General features: G+C 64.1%; 13 protein-coding genes. 9 read left to right on the plus strand and 4 right to left on the minus strand.

What is annotated here, in order from left to right:
- Window positions 1-459 precede the first annotated feature (459 nt).
- Window positions 460-912: an SRPBCC family protein gene (locus tag VNW74_RS08195; protein ID WP_325676107.1), complete on the plus strand. Its 453-nt coding sequence runs from the start codon at window positions 460-462 to the stop codon at window positions 910-912.
- Between the two features lie 102 nt (window positions 913-1014).
- Here VNW74_RS08195 and VNW74_RS08200 read toward each other — a convergent pair whose 3' ends face one another.
- The 3 genes from VNW74_RS08200 to VNW74_RS08210 form a co-directional block, all read right to left on the minus strand.
- Window positions 1015-1812, minus strand: a complete 798-nt coding sequence (locus VNW74_RS08200) for an SDR family NAD(P)-dependent oxidoreductase (RefSeq protein WP_325676108.1) — start codon at window positions 1810-1812, stop codon at window positions 1015-1017.
- A 34-nt stretch (window positions 1813-1846) separates the two neighbouring features.
- Window positions 1847-3046, minus strand: a complete 1200-nt coding sequence (locus tag VNW74_RS08205) for a cytochrome P450 (RefSeq protein ID WP_325676109.1) — start codon at window positions 3044-3046, stop codon at window positions 1847-1849.
- A 139-nt stretch (window positions 3047-3185) separates the two neighbouring features.
- Entirely contained in the window at window positions 3186-4103 is a 918-nt protein-coding gene (locus VNW74_RS08210; protein WP_325676110.1) for a LysR family transcriptional regulator, read from the minus strand.
- A gap of 99 nt (window positions 4104-4202) precedes the next feature.
- Here VNW74_RS08210 and VNW74_RS08215 point away from each other — a divergent pair, with 99 nt between their 5' ends.
- From VNW74_RS08215 to VNW74_RS08230, 4 genes are read left to right on the plus strand one after another with little or no spacing between them, the layout of a single operon-like run.
- The gene (locus VNW74_RS08215) at window positions 4203-5462 is read left to right on the plus strand and encodes a sulfotransferase (RefSeq protein WP_325676111.1); all 1260 of its coding nucleotides are present in this window, start codon (window positions 4203-4205) and stop codon (window positions 5460-5462) included.
- Window positions 5462-6637 carry a DUF1214 domain-containing protein gene (locus VNW74_RS08220; protein ID WP_325676112.1) on the plus strand — a complete coding sequence of 392 codons (1176 nt, stop codon included), beginning with the start codon at window positions 5462-5464 and terminating at the stop codon, window positions 6635-6637. The genes VNW74_RS08215 and VNW74_RS08220 overlap by 1 nt, the downstream gene beginning before the upstream one ends.
- Before the next feature lie 20 nt (window positions 6638-6657).
- On the plus strand, window positions 6658-8754 hold the full coding sequence (locus tag VNW74_RS08225; RefSeq protein WP_325676113.1) for a hydantoinase/oxoprolinase family protein: 2097 nt from the start codon (window positions 6658-6660) through the stop codon (window positions 8752-8754).
- Window positions 8754-10823, plus strand: a complete 2070-nt coding sequence (locus tag VNW74_RS08230; protein ID WP_325676114.1) for a hydantoinase B/oxoprolinase family protein — start codon at window positions 8754-8756, stop codon at window positions 10821-10823. Before VNW74_RS08225 ends, VNW74_RS08230 begins: the two co-directional genes overlap by 1 nt.
- Before the next feature lie 108 nt (window positions 10824-10931).
- Here VNW74_RS08230 and VNW74_RS08235 read toward each other — a convergent pair whose 3' ends face one another.
- Window positions 10932-11657 carry a hypothetical protein gene (locus tag VNW74_RS08235; protein ID WP_325676115.1) on the minus strand — a complete coding sequence of 242 codons (726 nt, stop codon included), beginning with the start codon at window positions 11655-11657 and terminating at the stop codon, window positions 10932-10934.
- Window positions 11658-11980: 323 nt separating this feature from the next.
- Between VNW74_RS08235 and VNW74_RS08240 the strand changes: the two genes are divergently transcribed.
- The 4 genes from VNW74_RS08240 (at window position 11981) to VNW74_RS08255 (ending at window position 16944) form a co-directional block, all read left to right on the plus strand.
- Window positions 11981-13213, plus strand: a complete 1233-nt coding sequence (locus VNW74_RS08240) for an acyl-CoA dehydrogenase family protein (RefSeq protein ID WP_325676116.1) — start codon at window positions 11981-11983, stop codon at window positions 13211-13213.
- Window positions 13213-14364 (plus strand): acyl-CoA dehydrogenase family protein, encoded by a 1152-nt coding sequence (locus VNW74_RS08245; protein WP_325676117.1) that lies wholly within the window; start codon window positions 13213-13215, stop codon window positions 14362-14364. The genes VNW74_RS08240 and VNW74_RS08245 overlap by 1 nt, the downstream gene beginning before the upstream one ends.
- 262 nt (window positions 14365-14626) lie before the next feature.
- Complete coding sequence (locus VNW74_RS08250) at window positions 14627-15772, plus strand: spirocyclase AveC family protein (protein ID WP_325676118.1); 1146 nt, start codon at window positions 14627-14629, stop codon at window positions 15770-15772.
- 227 nt (window positions 15773-15999) lie between these two features.
- Window positions 16000-16944, plus strand: a complete 945-nt coding sequence (locus VNW74_RS08255) for a L,D-transpeptidase (protein WP_325676119.1) — start codon at window positions 16000-16002, stop codon at window positions 16942-16944.
- Window positions 16945-17168: the final 224 nt, after the last annotated feature.

Genomic DNA, 17168 nt, shown 5'->3' on the forward strand with positions numbered 1-17168 from the left:
CACCGCGCCGCTCCGGTACCGAATACCATACCCACCGTTCTGATCGCCGTTCACGGTAAACGTGGACGGCATGCCAGTGACGCGAAGATTTCGAACGTCACGCTCGACCGCCGAGCACACGCACGCGGCCTAATCGCCAGCGTGTCGAACCCGTTCAGCTACGGCAACCAAACAGACTCGCCGACACTGGACTTCTGTACAGAGAACGGTATTCCTTACCTGGCGTGGGGCCTGCGCGGCTACGGTGCGACGGACGCCCCTCCCGCCAAAAGGAGGCTGACAGCCGAGCAGGCGCCAGCGCGTTGGCCGTTAGCGGCTGCGCCTTCCACGGGGCCAACGCCTAGCCCGCCCGGGACAGGGTCGCGATTTCGACCCGCGGGCCACACTAGGCGCGTGATCGAATTGTTGACGGCATCCTTGCCCGCGTTGTTCCGATTCGGCTACTGAGAGAGGGTGCACATGAGCCTCGCCTACATCAGCACGGTCATCGACGCCGACGTCGACACCGTCTGGTCGGTGCTCGGCGACTTCCACGGCCTTCCCGCGTGGATAGGGCGCATCAGATCCAACGAACCCGAGAACGGTCCAGGCCCAGGCTCTGTCGGCTCGATACGCAACCTGACCCTGGAACCCGACGGGCACAGCGCACGCGAACGGTTGGTGGCCTACGACGCCTCCGGCCGTAGTTACCGCTACGAGTTCGTTGACGAGATCCCCTTTCCCGTACGGACGTACCGTGGCACCGTGCACGTGCTGCCAATCACCGACACCGACACCACCTTCCTGGAGTGGTACGGCGAATTCGACTGCGACGAGGCTGTTCTCGACGAGGTAACCGCGGCATTCGGCGCCATATATAGCGAGTTCATCGCCGACCTTCGCACCTACCTGCGTGCCGAGAGCCAGTCATGAGCGGCAAGGCCGACCTCCAACGGGCCAGCGAGGCGCCCCGGTTCGCATGGACAATCGTCGGTGTGTGCCGTCACGCCTCGTATCCGAACTCGAGCGCTCGTCTTAACTGCTCGCGGGGGAGAGCGCAGCAATGTGCGCCAGCAGGCCGCCGTCCACACAGATCACCTGGCCGGTGATGAACGCTGCGGCGTCCGTGGCGAGGAACACCACCACGTTGGCGATGTCTTCGGGTCGGCCCAGTGTCGGGGTCAAATGGGCGTCTCTCAATGCAGCCATCTGTCCCGGGGGGATGCTTGCAATACCGTGGGTCATCACGATGCCAGGTGCCACCGCGTTGCAGCGCACCCCGCTCTTGCCGTACCCGGTTGCGACCATGCGCGCCAAAGCGTTCAGGCCGGCCTTGGAGATCGAGTAGGCGGTGCGGTAAGCGCTGCCGGTAAGACCCTTGACCGATGACGTGATCACGATGGAACCGCCGCCGGCAGCGACCATGTCAGGTACCACGTGTTTGCAACCCAGCACACCGCCGCGCAGATTCACCGCGATGACGCGGTCGAATACGTCAGCGTCGAGGTCGACGACTCCCAGATCGGCGGCATAAGCCTCGGGCGAGGTCAGCGCGGCGTTGCTGTGCAGGATGGTGATCGGTCCCAGCTGCTGTCGGACAACACCCAGTGCTTCGGTCCAATCCTTCTCGATCGCGACATCCAAACGCACCGCGATCGCAGAGAAACCCTCGTCGAGGATCTTGGCCCTCACCGCCTTGGCCGCGCTGAGGTCGATGTCGGTCACCGCGACCGCCGCGCCCGCCTCGGCAAGCGCACGCGCGCTCGCGGCACCAATGCCGGAGCCTGCACCGGTCACCAGTGCGACACGCCCGTCCAGTCGTTGGCCTACCATCGGTTAGGCCGATCCTGTTGCGGGGCAGACACGTTCACAAGTCACCTGCGGCGGCCGGCGCGAATTCGACCGGCAGTACGCGGACGCCACGCCGGACCGCGCCGGATCCCCAAACCGCCTGAGCTCCCTGGGGGATGCGAAAGTCGGGCATCGTGTCGAGGACGTAGTTGACGGCGACCCGGAGCTCCATCAGTGCGAGATGCTCGCCCACACAACGGTGCGGACCGCTGCCGAAGGCGATGTGGGGCACTCCTCGGCCAAGCTGGAACTCGTCAGGCTCAGGGAAGCGGTCGGGATCGAGATTGGCGGCCCCATAGAGCAGAAGGGCCTTGTCCCCGGTTCGCATCGCCACATCGCGCACTGTGGTATCGCTGATCACCGTGCGGGCCATACAGGTGATCGGCGACTCGATCCGCAGCGACTCCGCGACCACAGCGGGGACCAGGGCGCGGTCGGCCAGCAACTGTTCGCGGAGCCCGGGCACGGTCGCGATGTGAAAAAGCACGTTCGCCAGCCCGTTGATCGTCGTTTCGTGACCTGCGGAGATGATCACGTGCACCATCCCGAGCAACATCTCCGGTTCGATCGGGCTGCCATCGATTTCTGAGTGAACGATCTGAGCGAGGACGTCACCACCGGTAGCGACGTCCCGCCGCTCGTCGATCACTTTCCGAATGAACCGCTCGAACTCAACGGCGGCCATCCGCCGCTGCTCGGGATCCTTGCCGAACACGTCGAGGTAGGCGTCGATCAAGTCCAGGGTCTGCGCGCCCTCGTCGGGGTCGAGTCCCAGAACCCCGGCCAGGACAAGCGTCGGCAGCGGCTTGGCCAGGCACTGGACGAGATCTGCATGCCCTTCGGGGAGAACCGGTGCCAGCAGGTCCGCGACCGCCGTTCGGATCAACGTCTCATAGCCGAGAACGGCTTTCGCGTTGAAGTGTGGGTGCAGGATTTTTCGGTAGGCCGCATGCTCCGGCGGATCGACCTGCACTGGGGGGACCGGGGTGCTGGCACCCGTTGCCGGCACCATGACGCCCTGGGCGACGCTGAAAACCGCGTAATCCCGCGCGCTGGCGACAACGTCATCGAACTTCGCGATCGTCCAGAATCCGCCATGCGCCTCACTCCAGCCGACCGGGCAGCTCTGCAACATGGTCGACAGCACTTCGTGTTGCACTGGCGCAAGGCCAGGATCGTGCGGATCGAAATCCGTCTTCGCCGGCGGGTGCGCCATTGAACCAAACCTCTCGGAGTGAGGTGGGTGCTCGGTCGACATGCTCTATAAGGCTGCCCGCACGCGGTGACCGTCGTCCAGTTCCAAGTTCGATATGGGTCTTTAGTGAATGGTTAACGCCGCAGGTGGCAAGTGCACGTCACCGAAGTTCTCGCCCGGCGGCGATATCGGTCACGACGTGACGCAGTTTCTGCACAGCGGCTGACCGGTCTCCGACGCGCGAACAAAGATAAGTGGTCGAATGTTCGACATCTTCGATGGGCACGTAGGCGATGCCCGGCCGCGGGAAGAGATCGCCGAGCGATGCAGCGGTTATCCCCACTCCGCGGCCTGTGCCGACGATCTCGAGGAAGTCCACTGCGCTGTGGCATGCGGGGCCATAGTGAGGACGCGACCCGTCTGGCCTGGGATCCACAGACCACCATCGGAACCAGCCGCTGCTCACCTGGTCGGGCGCGACACAAATCTGGGGACATTCTCCGACGTCAGCGATCTGCAGACTGGTCTGCACTGCAAGCGGGTGGGTCGCGGCCATTGCCAGCATGCGCGGTTCGGTGAGCACGACGTCGGTTTGAAGCTGGGTGTTGGAATCCAGCGGTCCGACAGCGAAGCTGACGTCGACTGCTCCATCCAGCACCGCCGTCACCTGGTCGGCGAATCCGAGTTCGACGAGTTCGATGGCGATATCGGGCGCGGCAATGGCGAACTCGTCAAGGATCGGTCGCGTCATCCGACCGGCGAAGGTGAGAACGAAGCCGATGCGGAGACGGTTCTCGCCGCGCCGCCTCAAGGCTTGGGCGATCGCCAATGCCCGGTCGCTCTCAGCGAGTACCGCACGCGCTGCGGCGACGAACTCCAGCGCCTCCGGGAGCGACCGCACAGGGTGCGAGCTGCGGTCGAGTAGCGGCAGTCCCACCTGCCTTTCCAGACGTCGGATCTGCTGGGACAGCGCCGGCGCCGAGATATAGAGCCGTTCGGCGGCGCGCCCGAAGTGTCCTTCGTCGATGACGGTGATCAAACACCGCAGGAGCCGGACGTTGACCTCCATGCCGGCCATCCTCGCACCTCCACCACCTGCAGCCTTAAGCATTCAGTGAATATCCATATCGAACTCCGACCTGGACGACGGTCACCGCGTGCGGGAGCCTCTCAGATCATGTCGACCCCATCGCTCGGCTCAGGCTGGACCGCCCCTGCACGCCCCGCCTGGGTGTCCGCGATCAACGCCGAGGGCCTACATCTGGATTTACGGCAGGTGGTTCCCCTCGACACGCGTTCGCTGCTCGACGCCGCAGAGTCACACACCGGCTTGTCCTATTACGGCGACGACAGCTGGCGCGAGCCGTTCGAGATCATCGCGCGTGCTCTCGACGAGGAAGCCGAGCTGAATTTGATGGGACGGCTGATGACGCGGTCGGACCTCGTGCTCTATCTGGAGGGCAGGCTGCGCATCGAAGACACCTACCGGCGCCACCCGGAGATCGACGAGGAGCAGGTCGTCAAGCCGTTCGTCGTAGTCGGGCAAGGTCGGAGCGGAACATCGATGCTGCTGAACCTGCTCTCCCAGGACCCGTCCAATGGCTCGGTGAAGACCTGGGAGGCGATATTTCCGTGTCCGCCGCCGGAGAAGCTGACCTACTATGACGACCCCCGCATCGAGCGTGGACATCAATTGATCGATCAATGGAACCGGGTGAACCCGGTCTTGGCGTCACTGCACGAATTCGGCGGTTCGGTTCCGGCATCCTGCGTGCACTTCATGTGTTACAGCTTCCGCTCGATCTGGTTCGGCATGCTGGGCCAGATTCCGAGCTACACCGCATGGCTGAAGGCCGCGGACTGGGACATCGCCTACCGCTACCACCTGCGGGTGCTCAAGCTCCTGCAGTGGCGCAACCCCCGGAAGCGTTGGGTGCTCAAGTCGCCGACGCATCTCACGATGATGCCGACGATTCTCCGCACCTACCCGGACGCCTGCTTCATCTGGCCACACCGTGATCCACTGAAGGCGATCGTGTCGTCGGTCGATCTGGCCGCGAATCTCAACTGGGCACGCTCGGATAACAACCGCATGCTCGGCTTCGAGGACTACAACGATCCGGCGCGATCACGCGCGATGATCGAACAACCCATCGAGTGGCTGGAGTCCGGTGCACTGGACCCGGCGCGCCTGCACAACGTGCAGTACCGGGATCTGATCACCGACCCGATGTCGGCGGTTTGCGCCCTCTACGAGTACTTCGGGGAAGGGTTCACCCCGACGGCTCGAGACGCGATCCGCGATTATCTGAACCGCCACCCGCGCTCGGCGCGCAACGCCCATCTCTACGACGAGGATGCGATCGCCTCCATCGCCGCCGAGCGCTCGCTGTTCGGCCGTTATCAGGCCTACTTCGACGTCCCGAGCGAGTTCTGATGGACGCCTGGACCGAATACCGGACGACGCTGGCCCAGGTGCGTGCCGACGTTCTCAGCCAACCATGGGCGGCCGATACCAACAGTCGCGCGCAGGCCGAAAATCATCTGCTTCAAATCGAAGCGGCGGCCTACAACATGGTGATTGCGCCGCGGCCGCACTATCCCGAACTCTACGTGCACACGGTCTTCCAGCCTCTGGTGTACAACTACTCGCTGCACGCCGCGGATTTCCTGTACCGCAAATGCTTCCTCGACGGCCGGTGCACTTACCGCATCTGGGGTCGCCGCAATTCGTCGTTGTTCGTCGACTTCCAAGTGATTTCGGTCTCGTACGGGCTGCCGAACCCGCGCACCGTTGGCAATTGGGATCTCGACGGTTTCGACCTCGCCGATGACGGGAGCTTCGAGATCACTCTGTCCGCAGAGCCGCAGCCCGGGAACTTGATTCAGCTCGAGCCCGCGACGGGTGACCGGAACGTGATGAATATCCGCGAGGCGTTCGATGATTGGGAAGCGCAGGGCGCCGATCTGCACATCGAATGGGTCAGCGGGCCGCGGCACTCCTCGGAGCTCACCACCGAAGCACTTGCGGAGCGCGTCGAGCGTGCCGGGCGCTTCGTCCGCTTCCAGACTCAGACCTGGTCGACGGACCTCACGCGCGACATCTTGGCAAACGCAGGCACAAACACCATCTATTTCGATTCGTTCGCCTCGAACGCCGGCGCAGCCAACAACCCCATGGCGACCTATCCGACCGCGGTCTGGGAGATCGCCGACGACGAGGCGTTGATCCTCGAATGCGACGTACCTCAGACCGGGTTCTGGAGTGTCCAGTTGGGCGACATGTGGTGGCAGAGTCTCGATTACACCTACCACCAGACCAGTCTCAACAATCGTCAAGCCCGGCTTGACGACGACGGCCGCTTCCGCGCCGTCCTCACCCATGACGACCCGGGAGCAGCGAACTGGCTCGACGCCCTCGGCCACCGGTCGGGCGTGCTGATCTTTCGGTTCTTTCGAGCGGATCGCACCATTCGCCCGACAGCAAGGCTGGTGCGCTACGGCGAGATCTACGACCACCTGCCGGCCTCGACATCTCGCGTCGACGCCGAGACCCGGGCACGTGACCTGGTCAGGCGCAGCCGCGGATCACGCCAGCGCTACGGGCATTGACGAACAGGGATCAGGATCAAATGGACAGACGGTTTCAGATCGGATGCGATATCGGTGGGACCTTCACCGATATCGCCGTCATCGACTCGTTCGGGCGGCGCTTCGCCGACAAGGCCGACACCACGCACGCCAACCTCGCAGACGGTGTCGTGCAGGCACTGGAGAATGTTGCCGCAACCGCCGGCTGGAGTCTGCCCGAACTGCTCGGTGCCACAACGCGCTTCGTTAACGGCACCACGATCGTGACCAACGCTCTGGCCGAGTTGCGCGGCGCCAGGGTGGCGCTCCTGACCACCAAGGGCCACGGCGACGTACTCAGGATCGCCCGCTCGGCCCGCAACATGCACCGCGACCATCACCTGCAGCGCAATCTGCCTCAGGTGGTTACCCGGGATCGGATCGTCGAAGTCGACGAGCGGATCGACAAGGCCGGCGACGTCGTGGTTACGCTCAGCGACCACGAGCTCGTCCGGGTGGTGGACCGGGTGGCAGCGCTGGAGGTCGACGCGGTAGCGATCAGCCTGCTCTGGAGTTTCGTAAACCCCGCACACGAGACGCTTCTTGCCCAACGCATTTCGCAGCGGCTACCGAACGTCTTTATCAGCGTCTCCAGCCAGCTGCACCCGGTCATGCGTGAGTACGAACGAACCCTGACCACCGTGCTGAACTCCTTCACCGGGCTCGACATCGCGCGCTACACACAGTCCGTGCAAGGTCGGCTGTCCGAACTCGGTCTGAGGGTCCCGATTTCGTTCATGCAGGCATTCGGTGGGACAGTATCGGCCGAGCATGCCCAGCGCCGACCGATCACGCTGGTGGATTCCGGTCCGGCGGGCGGTGTCGTCGGCGCAGCGCGGCTGGGCCACCGAGTCGGGGTCCGCGATGTGTTGGCCTGTGACATGGGCGGAACGTCCTTCGACGTGTCCGTGGCGCCGGGAGGCGTTCCCACCGTCACCCAACGTGCTGTCCTGGGTGGGCTGTTCCTGACCGGTGTCTCCAAGATCGAAGTCCACCCGGCAGCGGCCGGTGGCGGCAGCATCGGCTGGGTCGACCAGCGTGGGATTCCACGCGTCGGGCCGCAGAGCGCGGGATCTGATCCGGGGCCTGCTTGCTACCGCAACGGCGGTACCCGACCCACCGTGACCGATGCCGCGGTGGCCCTGGGCATCGTCGATCCGGACAGCTTTCTCGGCGGCCGCCGCAAGCTCGACGCCGCCGCGGCCCGGTGCGCAATCCGGAACGGCCTCGAGTCGGTGTTCGGCGAAGACGTCACGGCGGCGGCCGCCGCGATGTACCGATTGGTGCTCGCCGAGATGAGCAGCGCGGTCCGCACGATCACCGTGCAACGCGGCAGGGATCCACGGGACTTCACCTGTGTTGCGTTCGGCGGCGCGTTGGGTGTGTTGGCGGCCGATCTCGCGCGCTCGCTCAACATCCGTGATGTGGTGATACCGGCCGACGCCGCGGTCTTCTCGGCATGCGGCTTGCTGGACACCGACGAGGTGCACACCGAGGCCCGGTCCTGCGTATGGGCCGGCGGACCAGCCGACGAGGTGTCCACGACACTGCTCGCGCTGGAGGCCCAGGCTCGGCGCAGCATCGACATGCTCGAGTTTCGCGACGAGGACATTGACGTGGAGTGGTTCGGCGACTTCAAGTTCGCCGGCCAGATGTGGGAGTTGACTGTTCCGATTCCGCGCGGCGAGGACCTGGCCGAGAATCTTGCGGAGATCGCCGCCGATTTCCCTCGTTTCTTCGAAGCGGAATACGGGCCCGGTACCGCGTGGGTGGGGTCCCCGGTGATGATGTTGACGGCCCGTGTCGTCGTCCGCGGCCGGACGGTCAAGTTCGAGCCGGCCCAACTACCGTGTGCCGCGGAACCCGGCGCGGCACCGTCGGGCAGCCGCCCGGTATGGGCGCTGGCAAGCGGAACGCAAATCGAGACCGCGGTTTACGCCGCTGAAGCGCTGGGCCCAGGTGTCGTGATCAACGGCCCCGCCGTCATCGAGCACCAATTCACCACCATCGCCGTTCCTGTCGACTTCAGCCTGACCGTGGACCCGCACGGCAACTTTCGGCTGTGCGACCACTCCGGTGCAACGGTTAAGGAGTCTTGATGAAGAACCCGCTGACGGCAGATATCGCACCGGAGGAACTTGTCGCGGTCGAGTTGTTCACCAACGCACTCGATACCATCGCCAAAGAGATGGGCCTGGTTCTGATGCGGACCTCGGGCAGTCCGATCATTTGCGAGACAACCGATTTCGCGACCTTTCTTGCCGACGCCGACGGCGGCATCCTCACCTTCGGCGGCTACGCACCGCTGCACTTCGGCCCCAGCCGTCAGACCATCCGCCATATCCGAGAAGTGTTTCCGGAGAACGGCTTCCGTGCAGGCGATGCGTTTCTCTGCAACGATCCGTACACCACCGGCCAGTCGCACGACCCCGACGTCTGCATTGTCCGGCCGATCGTGGTCGACGGGGCCGTAGTGGCGTGGTCGGGTGCGCTGGCACACACGTTCGACATCGGCGGAATCGCCCCCGGGGGCTTCGCTCCGATGGCGACCGACTGCTACCAGGAAGGGCTCGCGCTGCCCGGAATCAAGTTCGTCTCCGAGGGCCGCATCATCGACGACGTCGAACGGCTAATCCGGGCCAACGTTCGGGTGCCCGCGCTTGTGATCAACGACCTGCGTTGTCTGGTGGCAGCGTGCAATGCCGCCGAGAAACTGGTGGGTGAACTGGCTTCGTCGATGGGCGTCGACGAGATGGCGCGGATCATGGCGCTGTGCCAACAATTGTCGCGAGCGGGGATGTTGGCCCGCATCGCCGCATTGCCCGACGGGGTTTGGGAGACCGACGAGTTCGTCGAGCACAACGGTCATCGAAACGCATTCTTCCGGATCCACTGCCGCGCTGAGGTGTGCGGCGATCACTTGACACTGGATTTCTCCGACTCAGACCCGCAGACGGAGGGCGGCGTCAACTGCTCGCTGCCCACCACTATCGGTTCAGCGTTGGTGCCTGTCGTCATGTCGTTGGCGCCCGACATTCCCATCAACGAGGGGTTGGCCAGTGCCGTGAAGATTGTCACGGCACCCGGATTGATCTGTAGCGCAGTGCCACCTGCTCCGGTGTCCATCGGCCACATGGAAACAGGTATGCACGTCACCAAGGGAGTTACCCGGCTGCTCGCGCGTATGCAGCAGGAGAGCGATGACGACTACGTCAGCGCACACGCCATGGCCACGTGGCATGACTGCTACCCGGCAGCAGTGCTCTACGCCCAGACGGAGGACGGCCAAATGCTGCCGTTTCTCGATACCCATGCCTCCGCGGGAGGCGGTGGCGCCCAATCGGTTCAGGACGGCCTGGACTGCGCGGGACCCCTCACCGGAACCGGTAACTCGATACCCGACGTCGAGGTCAACGAATTCGCGTATCCGATCCTCTATTTGTGGCGCCGGCTCAATGCCGATTCCGGCGGAGCCGGACGCTATCGCGGCGGGCTCGGCATCGACATCGCGTCCACGCCGTGGCGAACCCCAGGCGGCGACCTGCAGGTATTCGTCTCGTGCTGGCAAGTGCCACCGCCCGGACTCGGTGGTGGATTTCCTGGCTCCAGTTCGGGATTCGAGGTGATCCGGGCGGGTTACGATCGCTCGACACTCGCAGCCCGGGGAATCCCCGGCGACCTCGCCGACATCCCAGGCACGGTCGAGGCACTGCAGTCGAAGCACTACGGAGTACCGGTGGTGCCGGGCGACATCATCCGTATGCGCTGTGGCGGTGGCGCCGGGGCCGGGGACCCCGTTACCCGGGATGCCGCCAGTGTGGCCGACGACGTGCGCGACGGAGCGGTGTCGCAGGCCGCCGCCGAACATGAGTACGGCGTGGTCTTGAGACCCGACCGCCAACCCGACACAGCCGCCACCACGGCCAGACGTTCGCAGATACTGGCGGCCCGCAAACAGTGGAAACCAACAGCCGATGCCACTCAACTGATGCGTTCGTCACCGGCGGCTGAACGCATGGCGGCCTCTGGCGGCTGGGTGCAACCTCACGGTGCGGTCACCATCGTCGAACGCGCTGATCCGGATACCGGACACCTCACCACAGTGGAAATCGTCGTGACACCAGGCGATCTCAAGCAGGGCGCTTCAACAGCCGATGGCAGCGCATAGGCCTACCGGCGACTCGTGGAACACGATTGCAGCGCCCGGTTGGAGGGCGGGTCAAGACCGATGCTGCGGTGAGGGTGCCCGAGCGCGAGATTGCCGGCCGCAGGCCGCCTAGGTGCCGATTTCGTCCAAGACAGCGTGGCTGTCGTCGCTATCCTGTTGCTTGAGCTCGCGCAGCATCACCCAGGCCATCACGAAGAACCAGGTACCAAAAATCGCCAGCGGGATCCAGAACGCGATGATGCCGTTCCACGCGAACGGCCCGGTTTTAAAGCAGATCACCAGAATCCCGAAGAGGAAGGAGAGCGCACACCACAGGTTGAAGTAGGCAACCCACCGAGCGAAAATCGGTCGTGCGCTGTGGTCGCGGAACGCAGCGACCGCGATCGAAGTCAGCTGCACGATGGCTGGGGCTGGGATTCCGACGAAGGCCAGCCAGCCCAGATCACTGAGGCTCTGCGTCGCCGCCGGGTCGGTCGCACCGGCACGAAAGGTGGCCGCCGCCAGGGTGATCATCGGCAAGATGAACAGTGGCCCGGCGAGCAGACCGGTGACCAGCTGTGTACATCCCAGCGGCCCGATCCCGCCCTCAATGCGCTTCATCTGCATGAAGATCGCAACGGTAAATGGAAACGTCAGTCCGGCGGCCAGCATCGAGATAATCAGGCCGATCCGAATCCGGAACGCGTTGTCCGCATAGAAGGTGGCGAGCTGTTGTGCGGTCTGGTTCGGAGACGGCGGCGGTACCAGGCCGCCCACCGCCCAGAATCCGACCCCGAAAATGATCATCAAAAGCGGACCGGAGTAGACACACCAGCGCTCCGTTGTTCTATCCATGAGAACCGCCTTCCTCGGAGGTTTCCCGTCGCTGGGGTGCGAGAATTCCCACGTGGTAAACCTATTTCGACTAGATTATTAGCTTAACGTGCCTCGCCCGAGAAGACAGCGACGAGTTCGCGCGCAGCCCAGGGGCGGCCAGTTGTCGGCTTGCGGCTGTTTCGCGACAGGAAGGGACGTGCCTGCCCGCTATCAATAGACGGCTCGGGCGCCGTCATCCCGGTCGACGGTGGATTGGTCGTCCGCAACGCGGGGTGAATGGGCCGCTTTCGACGGAGGTACCGGTGGGGCAATCATGAGCGGTGCAACGAAATGAGGAACCGATGGATCTTGAATGGTCGCGCAAAGACCTCGAGTTCCGCGACGAGGTACGCAGCTTTCTCGACGAGAAGCTGACCCCGGAGCTGCGGCAGGCGGGCCGCTTGATGACCAGCGTCTATTCCGATCACGAGGCCAGCATGGCCTGGCAGCAGATACTGCACGAGCGGGGATGGGCCGCGCCTGCCTGGCCGGTCGAGCACGGCGGCTGCGACTGGAGCCTGACCCAGCACTACATCTTCAGCCGCGAGTCGATCCTCGCGGGGGCTCCCCCACTGTCACCGATGGGGATACGCATGGTCGCCCACGCGATCGTCAAGTACGGCACCGTGGCCCAAAAGGACTTTTTCCTGCCCCGGATCCTGACCGGCGAGGTCTTCTTCTGCCAGGGCTACTCCGAGCCCGAGTCGGGCTCAGATCTGGCGTCGCTGTCGATGGCTGCAGTCGACGACGGTGACGACCTGGTCTGCACCGGCAGCAAGATCTGGACCACCCACGCCACCGAGGCGAACTGGATGTTCGCCCTCGTCCGGACGACGCGGACCGAGCGCAAGCAGCAGGGCATCACCTTCGTGCTGATCGACATGACATCCCCGGGCATCGCCGTCCATCCCCTGGTGATGACGTCCGGAGAGCAGATTCAGAACCAGATCTTCTTCGACGGGGTGCGAGTGCCCAAGGCCAACGTGCTCGGGGACATCGACGACGGCTGGACGGTCGCGAAGTACCTGCTGGAGTTCGAGCGCGGGGGCGGGGCGTCCTCGCCCGCACTGCAGGTGATGGTCGACGAGATCGCCACGGTGGCCGCCGCCGCGCCTGGCCCTGCGGGCGGCCGACTGCTCGACGAACCGGCGTTCGCTCACAAGTTGGCGGACGCGCGCATCAGGACTGACGTGCTCGAGATACTTGAATACCGCGTGCTGGCGACGGTCGCCGAGGGCGGGAATCCCGGTGCGGCCTCGTCCATGCTCAAGGTCCTGGCGACGGAGCTGAGCCAGGGCATCACCGAACTGGCCCTCGAGGCGGCGGGCCCGGTCGGCCGCGCATACCAACCGCACGCCACCCGTCCGGGCGGCCCGGTGGCCGAGTTCGAGCCACCGGCTGACGGGTACATCAGTGGTGAGCTGTGGCAGGCCGTCGCGCCGCTGCACTACTTCAATGATCGTGCCGGTTCGATCTACGCGGGCAGCAACGAGATTCAGCGAAACATCTTGGCGAAAGCGGCGTTGGGGCTCTGATGGACTTCAAAGTGAACAATGAGCAGGCACTCCTCGGCGACGGGCTGAGCAAGTTCCTGTCTACCCGGTACGACCTTGAGAAGAGCCGCGCGGCGGCAAAAACCGGGGCCGGCTGGCAGCCCGACATCTGGCGGGCATTCGCCGAGGATCTCGGCATCCTCGGCGCGACGCTGCCCGAATCGGCGGGCGGTATCGACGGCGGCCCGGTTGAGCTCATGATCATCACGGAAGCGCTAGGGCACGCCCTAGTGGTCGAGCCCTACGTGGACACCGTCGTGGTCGCCGGCGGCCTCCTGCAACGCGCCGGAGGCGCCGCGGCGACCTCGGTATTGGAGCAGATCGCTGCGGGCACGGCGATTGTCGCCCTCGCGGCGACCGAGGCGACCTCAGGTGATCACCTGCAGGACGTATCGACCACCGCCGAACGCGACGGCGACGACTGGTTGCTGACCGGATCCAAGACCATGGTGGTCACCGCTCCGCTGGCCAACTATCTGGTGATCACGGCGCGGACCTCCGGTGGGCAGTCCGATCCGGACGGCATCTCGCTGTTCCTCACCGGTTTCGACCCTGCGCATCCCGCGCAGGGGATCGAGTTCCACGGCTATCGCACCATCGACGACCGACGCGCAGCGGACCTCGTGCTGGACCGCCTGCGCCTACCGTCGGCCGCCCTCATCGGCGATGAGGGCCAGGTGTGGCCGTCGCTTGCCCGCGCCCTCGACGAAGGCGCTGCGGCGGTCTGTTCGGAGGCCGTGGGGTGTATGCGCAGAGTGGTCGCCGATACCGTCGAATACTGCAAGCAACGCCGACAGTTCGGCCAGACGATCGGCAGCTTTCAGGTGCTGCAGCACCGCATGGTGGACATGTACATGGAACTCGAGCAGTCCGTCGCTGCTGTGTATCTCGCCGTTCTCAACCTCGACGCCGAGCCCGATACTCGAGCGCGGGCAGTGTCGGCGGCCAAAGCGACCATCGGCCGTGCGGCGCGGTTCGTCGGCCAGAATGCCGTGCAACTTCACGGCGGCATGGGCATGACCGAAGAGCTCGCCGTCGGTCACTACTTCAAACGGCTCACCGCCGTGCAGTACGAGTTCGGTTCCACCGATTACCACCGAAGCCGCTATGCCGCGTTGATGACGTCCTCGTAGCCAGCTCGTGGAATTGATTGACGTCTCCTAACCTATTGACCTAGGTTTGTATACCTATCGCCGCAAGGTTTAGGCGTCCGTGGTGCGGAATCAAGAATTACCCAGACTTCCTTGCACGGCACCGGGGCCCAAGCAATCTCCGCAGATGAACGACGCTTGCGCCACCTCTCCAATATTTGAGACCCTAGATCTAAATACTGATCGATGTCGCTACCCCACCGCTCGTGATCCCGCGAGGTTCTTGTAGCAGGGAGATCTCACCATGACGATCGAGAAGGACGCCGTAACGTCAGATGCGCGCGTCGGCACCGGCCGCGTTAGTGACGTCGAGCCGCCGAAAACCAAACCAGTCGCGGTGTTGGCGACCCTGGGTGCGTTGATGCTGGCGTTCGAGGCGTGGATCATCTTCCGCTGGGTCAGCGGACCGTTCTTCGAGCGCGTCGCACCGGGACCAAGTCAGCCGCCCACCTGGATGAAGGTCGAGCTCATCCTGTGGCAGACGCTGTCGATTCCCGCGGGACTGGCGCTGATTTACGCTTTCATCATCCGACCCTGGCGTCGTCAGGGCCGAGTCGGAGTCGACGGCATTCTCGTCGTCGCATTCTGTTCGGTGGTGTTCCAGGATCCGTTGTCGTCGTATGGCGGCCACTGGTTTGCCTATAACACCTGGATGTGGAACCGCGGGTCGTGGGTCAACAGCGTTCCCGGGTGGAACTCCTACGGCGCGCCAGGGGCGATGCTCAGCGAGCCGGTGCTGTTCACCTGGGCCGCCTACATCTACATCTTCGTGATTGTGATGGTCATTGGCAGCAGGTTCATGCGCATGATGCGGAGGCGGTTCCCGCGCATCGGGAACGTCTCGCTGATCGCGAGTTGTTACGCACTGATGATCCTGTTCGACATCGTGCTCGAAGGCATCATCTGGATGCCGCTGGGTATCTTCCACTACGGCGGTGGGCACTGGAACCTGTTCCCCGACCACTACTTCAAGTGGCCGCTGCACGAGGGCTTGTCCATCGGCTTGGTCTTTACCGGCGCGGCCTGCCTTCGTTTCTTCGTCAACGACCGCGGTCAGAGCGTCGTCGAACGCGGCATCGACGAGATCTCGGGCAGCACCTTCAAGAAATTCGTGATACGGGCACTCGCGATGACCTTCGTTGTGCAGACCATGATGTTCATCGGCTACAACGTCCCGAACTACTTTGTCGGCACGCACCCGGCGGAATGGCCGAAGAGCGTTCAGGAGAAGTCCTATTTCACCAGTGGCTTGTGCGGGCAAAATACCGACAGGGCCTGCCCCGGACCAGGAGTTCCGCTGAGCAGGCCCGGTGCTGGCCATGTCGACACTCACGGCCACTACGTGCCTGGTGATGTGCCCATCCCGCCGGTCGTTCCCTTCGCGCCCTGACAACGTTTCAATATTGATTGGCCTTCACCGTCTGCCCATCACAGCTTGCAACGACGAGTTCGCGCCGGCTCCGCTAGCAAGCGCAGACGGACAGCGAGGTTCTCAAACTCCGTGTCCACTCGCGACGCACTGGGCTGCAGCGATGCAATTCGTCTCATGCGACAGAAGAAATAGTCGGCTTGGGCGCTATGCGAGACTGTTTCGACGAAGCGACTGGAGGGATGTATATGTCGGGCTGGACGAGGGGAAGCCTCTTTGCCGCGCTGAAGGCAGCCGGAGTGGCTTCGATATTGGGCTGGGTGCTGGTGCTGAGTGCGGGTCCCGCGCTGGCGGATCCGGATCCGGCTCCCGGCGATCCAGGAGTTGTCGCGCCACCCGCGGGTCCGCCACCACCACCGCTGCCGGTACCAGTTGTCGCGGGCCCCGCTGGGGGGCAGGACCCGTCACCGTTCACCGGCACGGCGCCTTTCGGGCCGCCGAGGCTCGTTCCTAGCAACGGCTCGACGGTGGGTGTGGGCCAGCCGATCATCATCAACTTCCCGGGGCTCGTCGATGACTCCGGTGCAGCCGAAAGCGCCGTTCACATCTCGTCGGTCCCGCCGGTTCCCGGCAAGTTCTATTGGATGAAGCCCACGCAGCTGCGCTGGCGCCCGCTGAGCTTCTGGCCCGCGCACACCGCGGTGACCGTCGATGCGGGTGGCACAGTGTCCAGCTTCCAAACGGGAGACAGCCTGGTGGCTACGGCTGACGACGCCACGCACCAACTGACGGTCACCCGCAATGGGGCCGTGGAGAAGACCATCCCCATGTCGATGGGGATGGCAGCCGGCGGCCACCAAACCCCAAACGGCACCTACTACGTGCAAGAGAAGATGCCCTCGGTAGTCATGGATTCCTCGACCTACGGCGTTCCGGTCAACTCGACGTACGGATACAAGACGACGGTCGAGCTAGCCGTCCGGTTCGATGACAGCGGCGACTTCGTACACAGCGCCCCGTGGTCGGTGGATGACCAGGGCAAGCGCGACGTCAGTCATGGCTGCATCAACATCAGCCCGACCAACGCGAAATGGTTCTTCGACAACTTCAAGGCCGGTGATCCCATCGTGGTGACCAACTCCAGCGGCGGCACTTACTCCAGGCACGACGGCTCCAACGACTGGCAAAGCTAGCTCGCGGCGCTTCGAGACGAGGAGTGCATGGTCGCCCCTGCCATCCGAGGCCCCGGCTCGACGTGAACCACGCTATGTTCCCTATCTATCTATGCGACAACAGCTTTCGTGATGTCACCTATGACGAATTGGACAGTGCGATTTCTAATACGGTTCAGATCAACGGATTTCGATGCGCCGGGCCTGATCAGTTTCGAGTTTGACGTTTCATCGTGTCAATCGAA

The sequence above is a fragment of the Mycobacterium sp. genome (assembly GCF_035570115.1).
In the GTDB taxonomy this organism is placed as follows: Bacteria; Actinomycetota; Actinomycetes; order Mycobacteriales; family Mycobacteriaceae; genus Mycobacterium.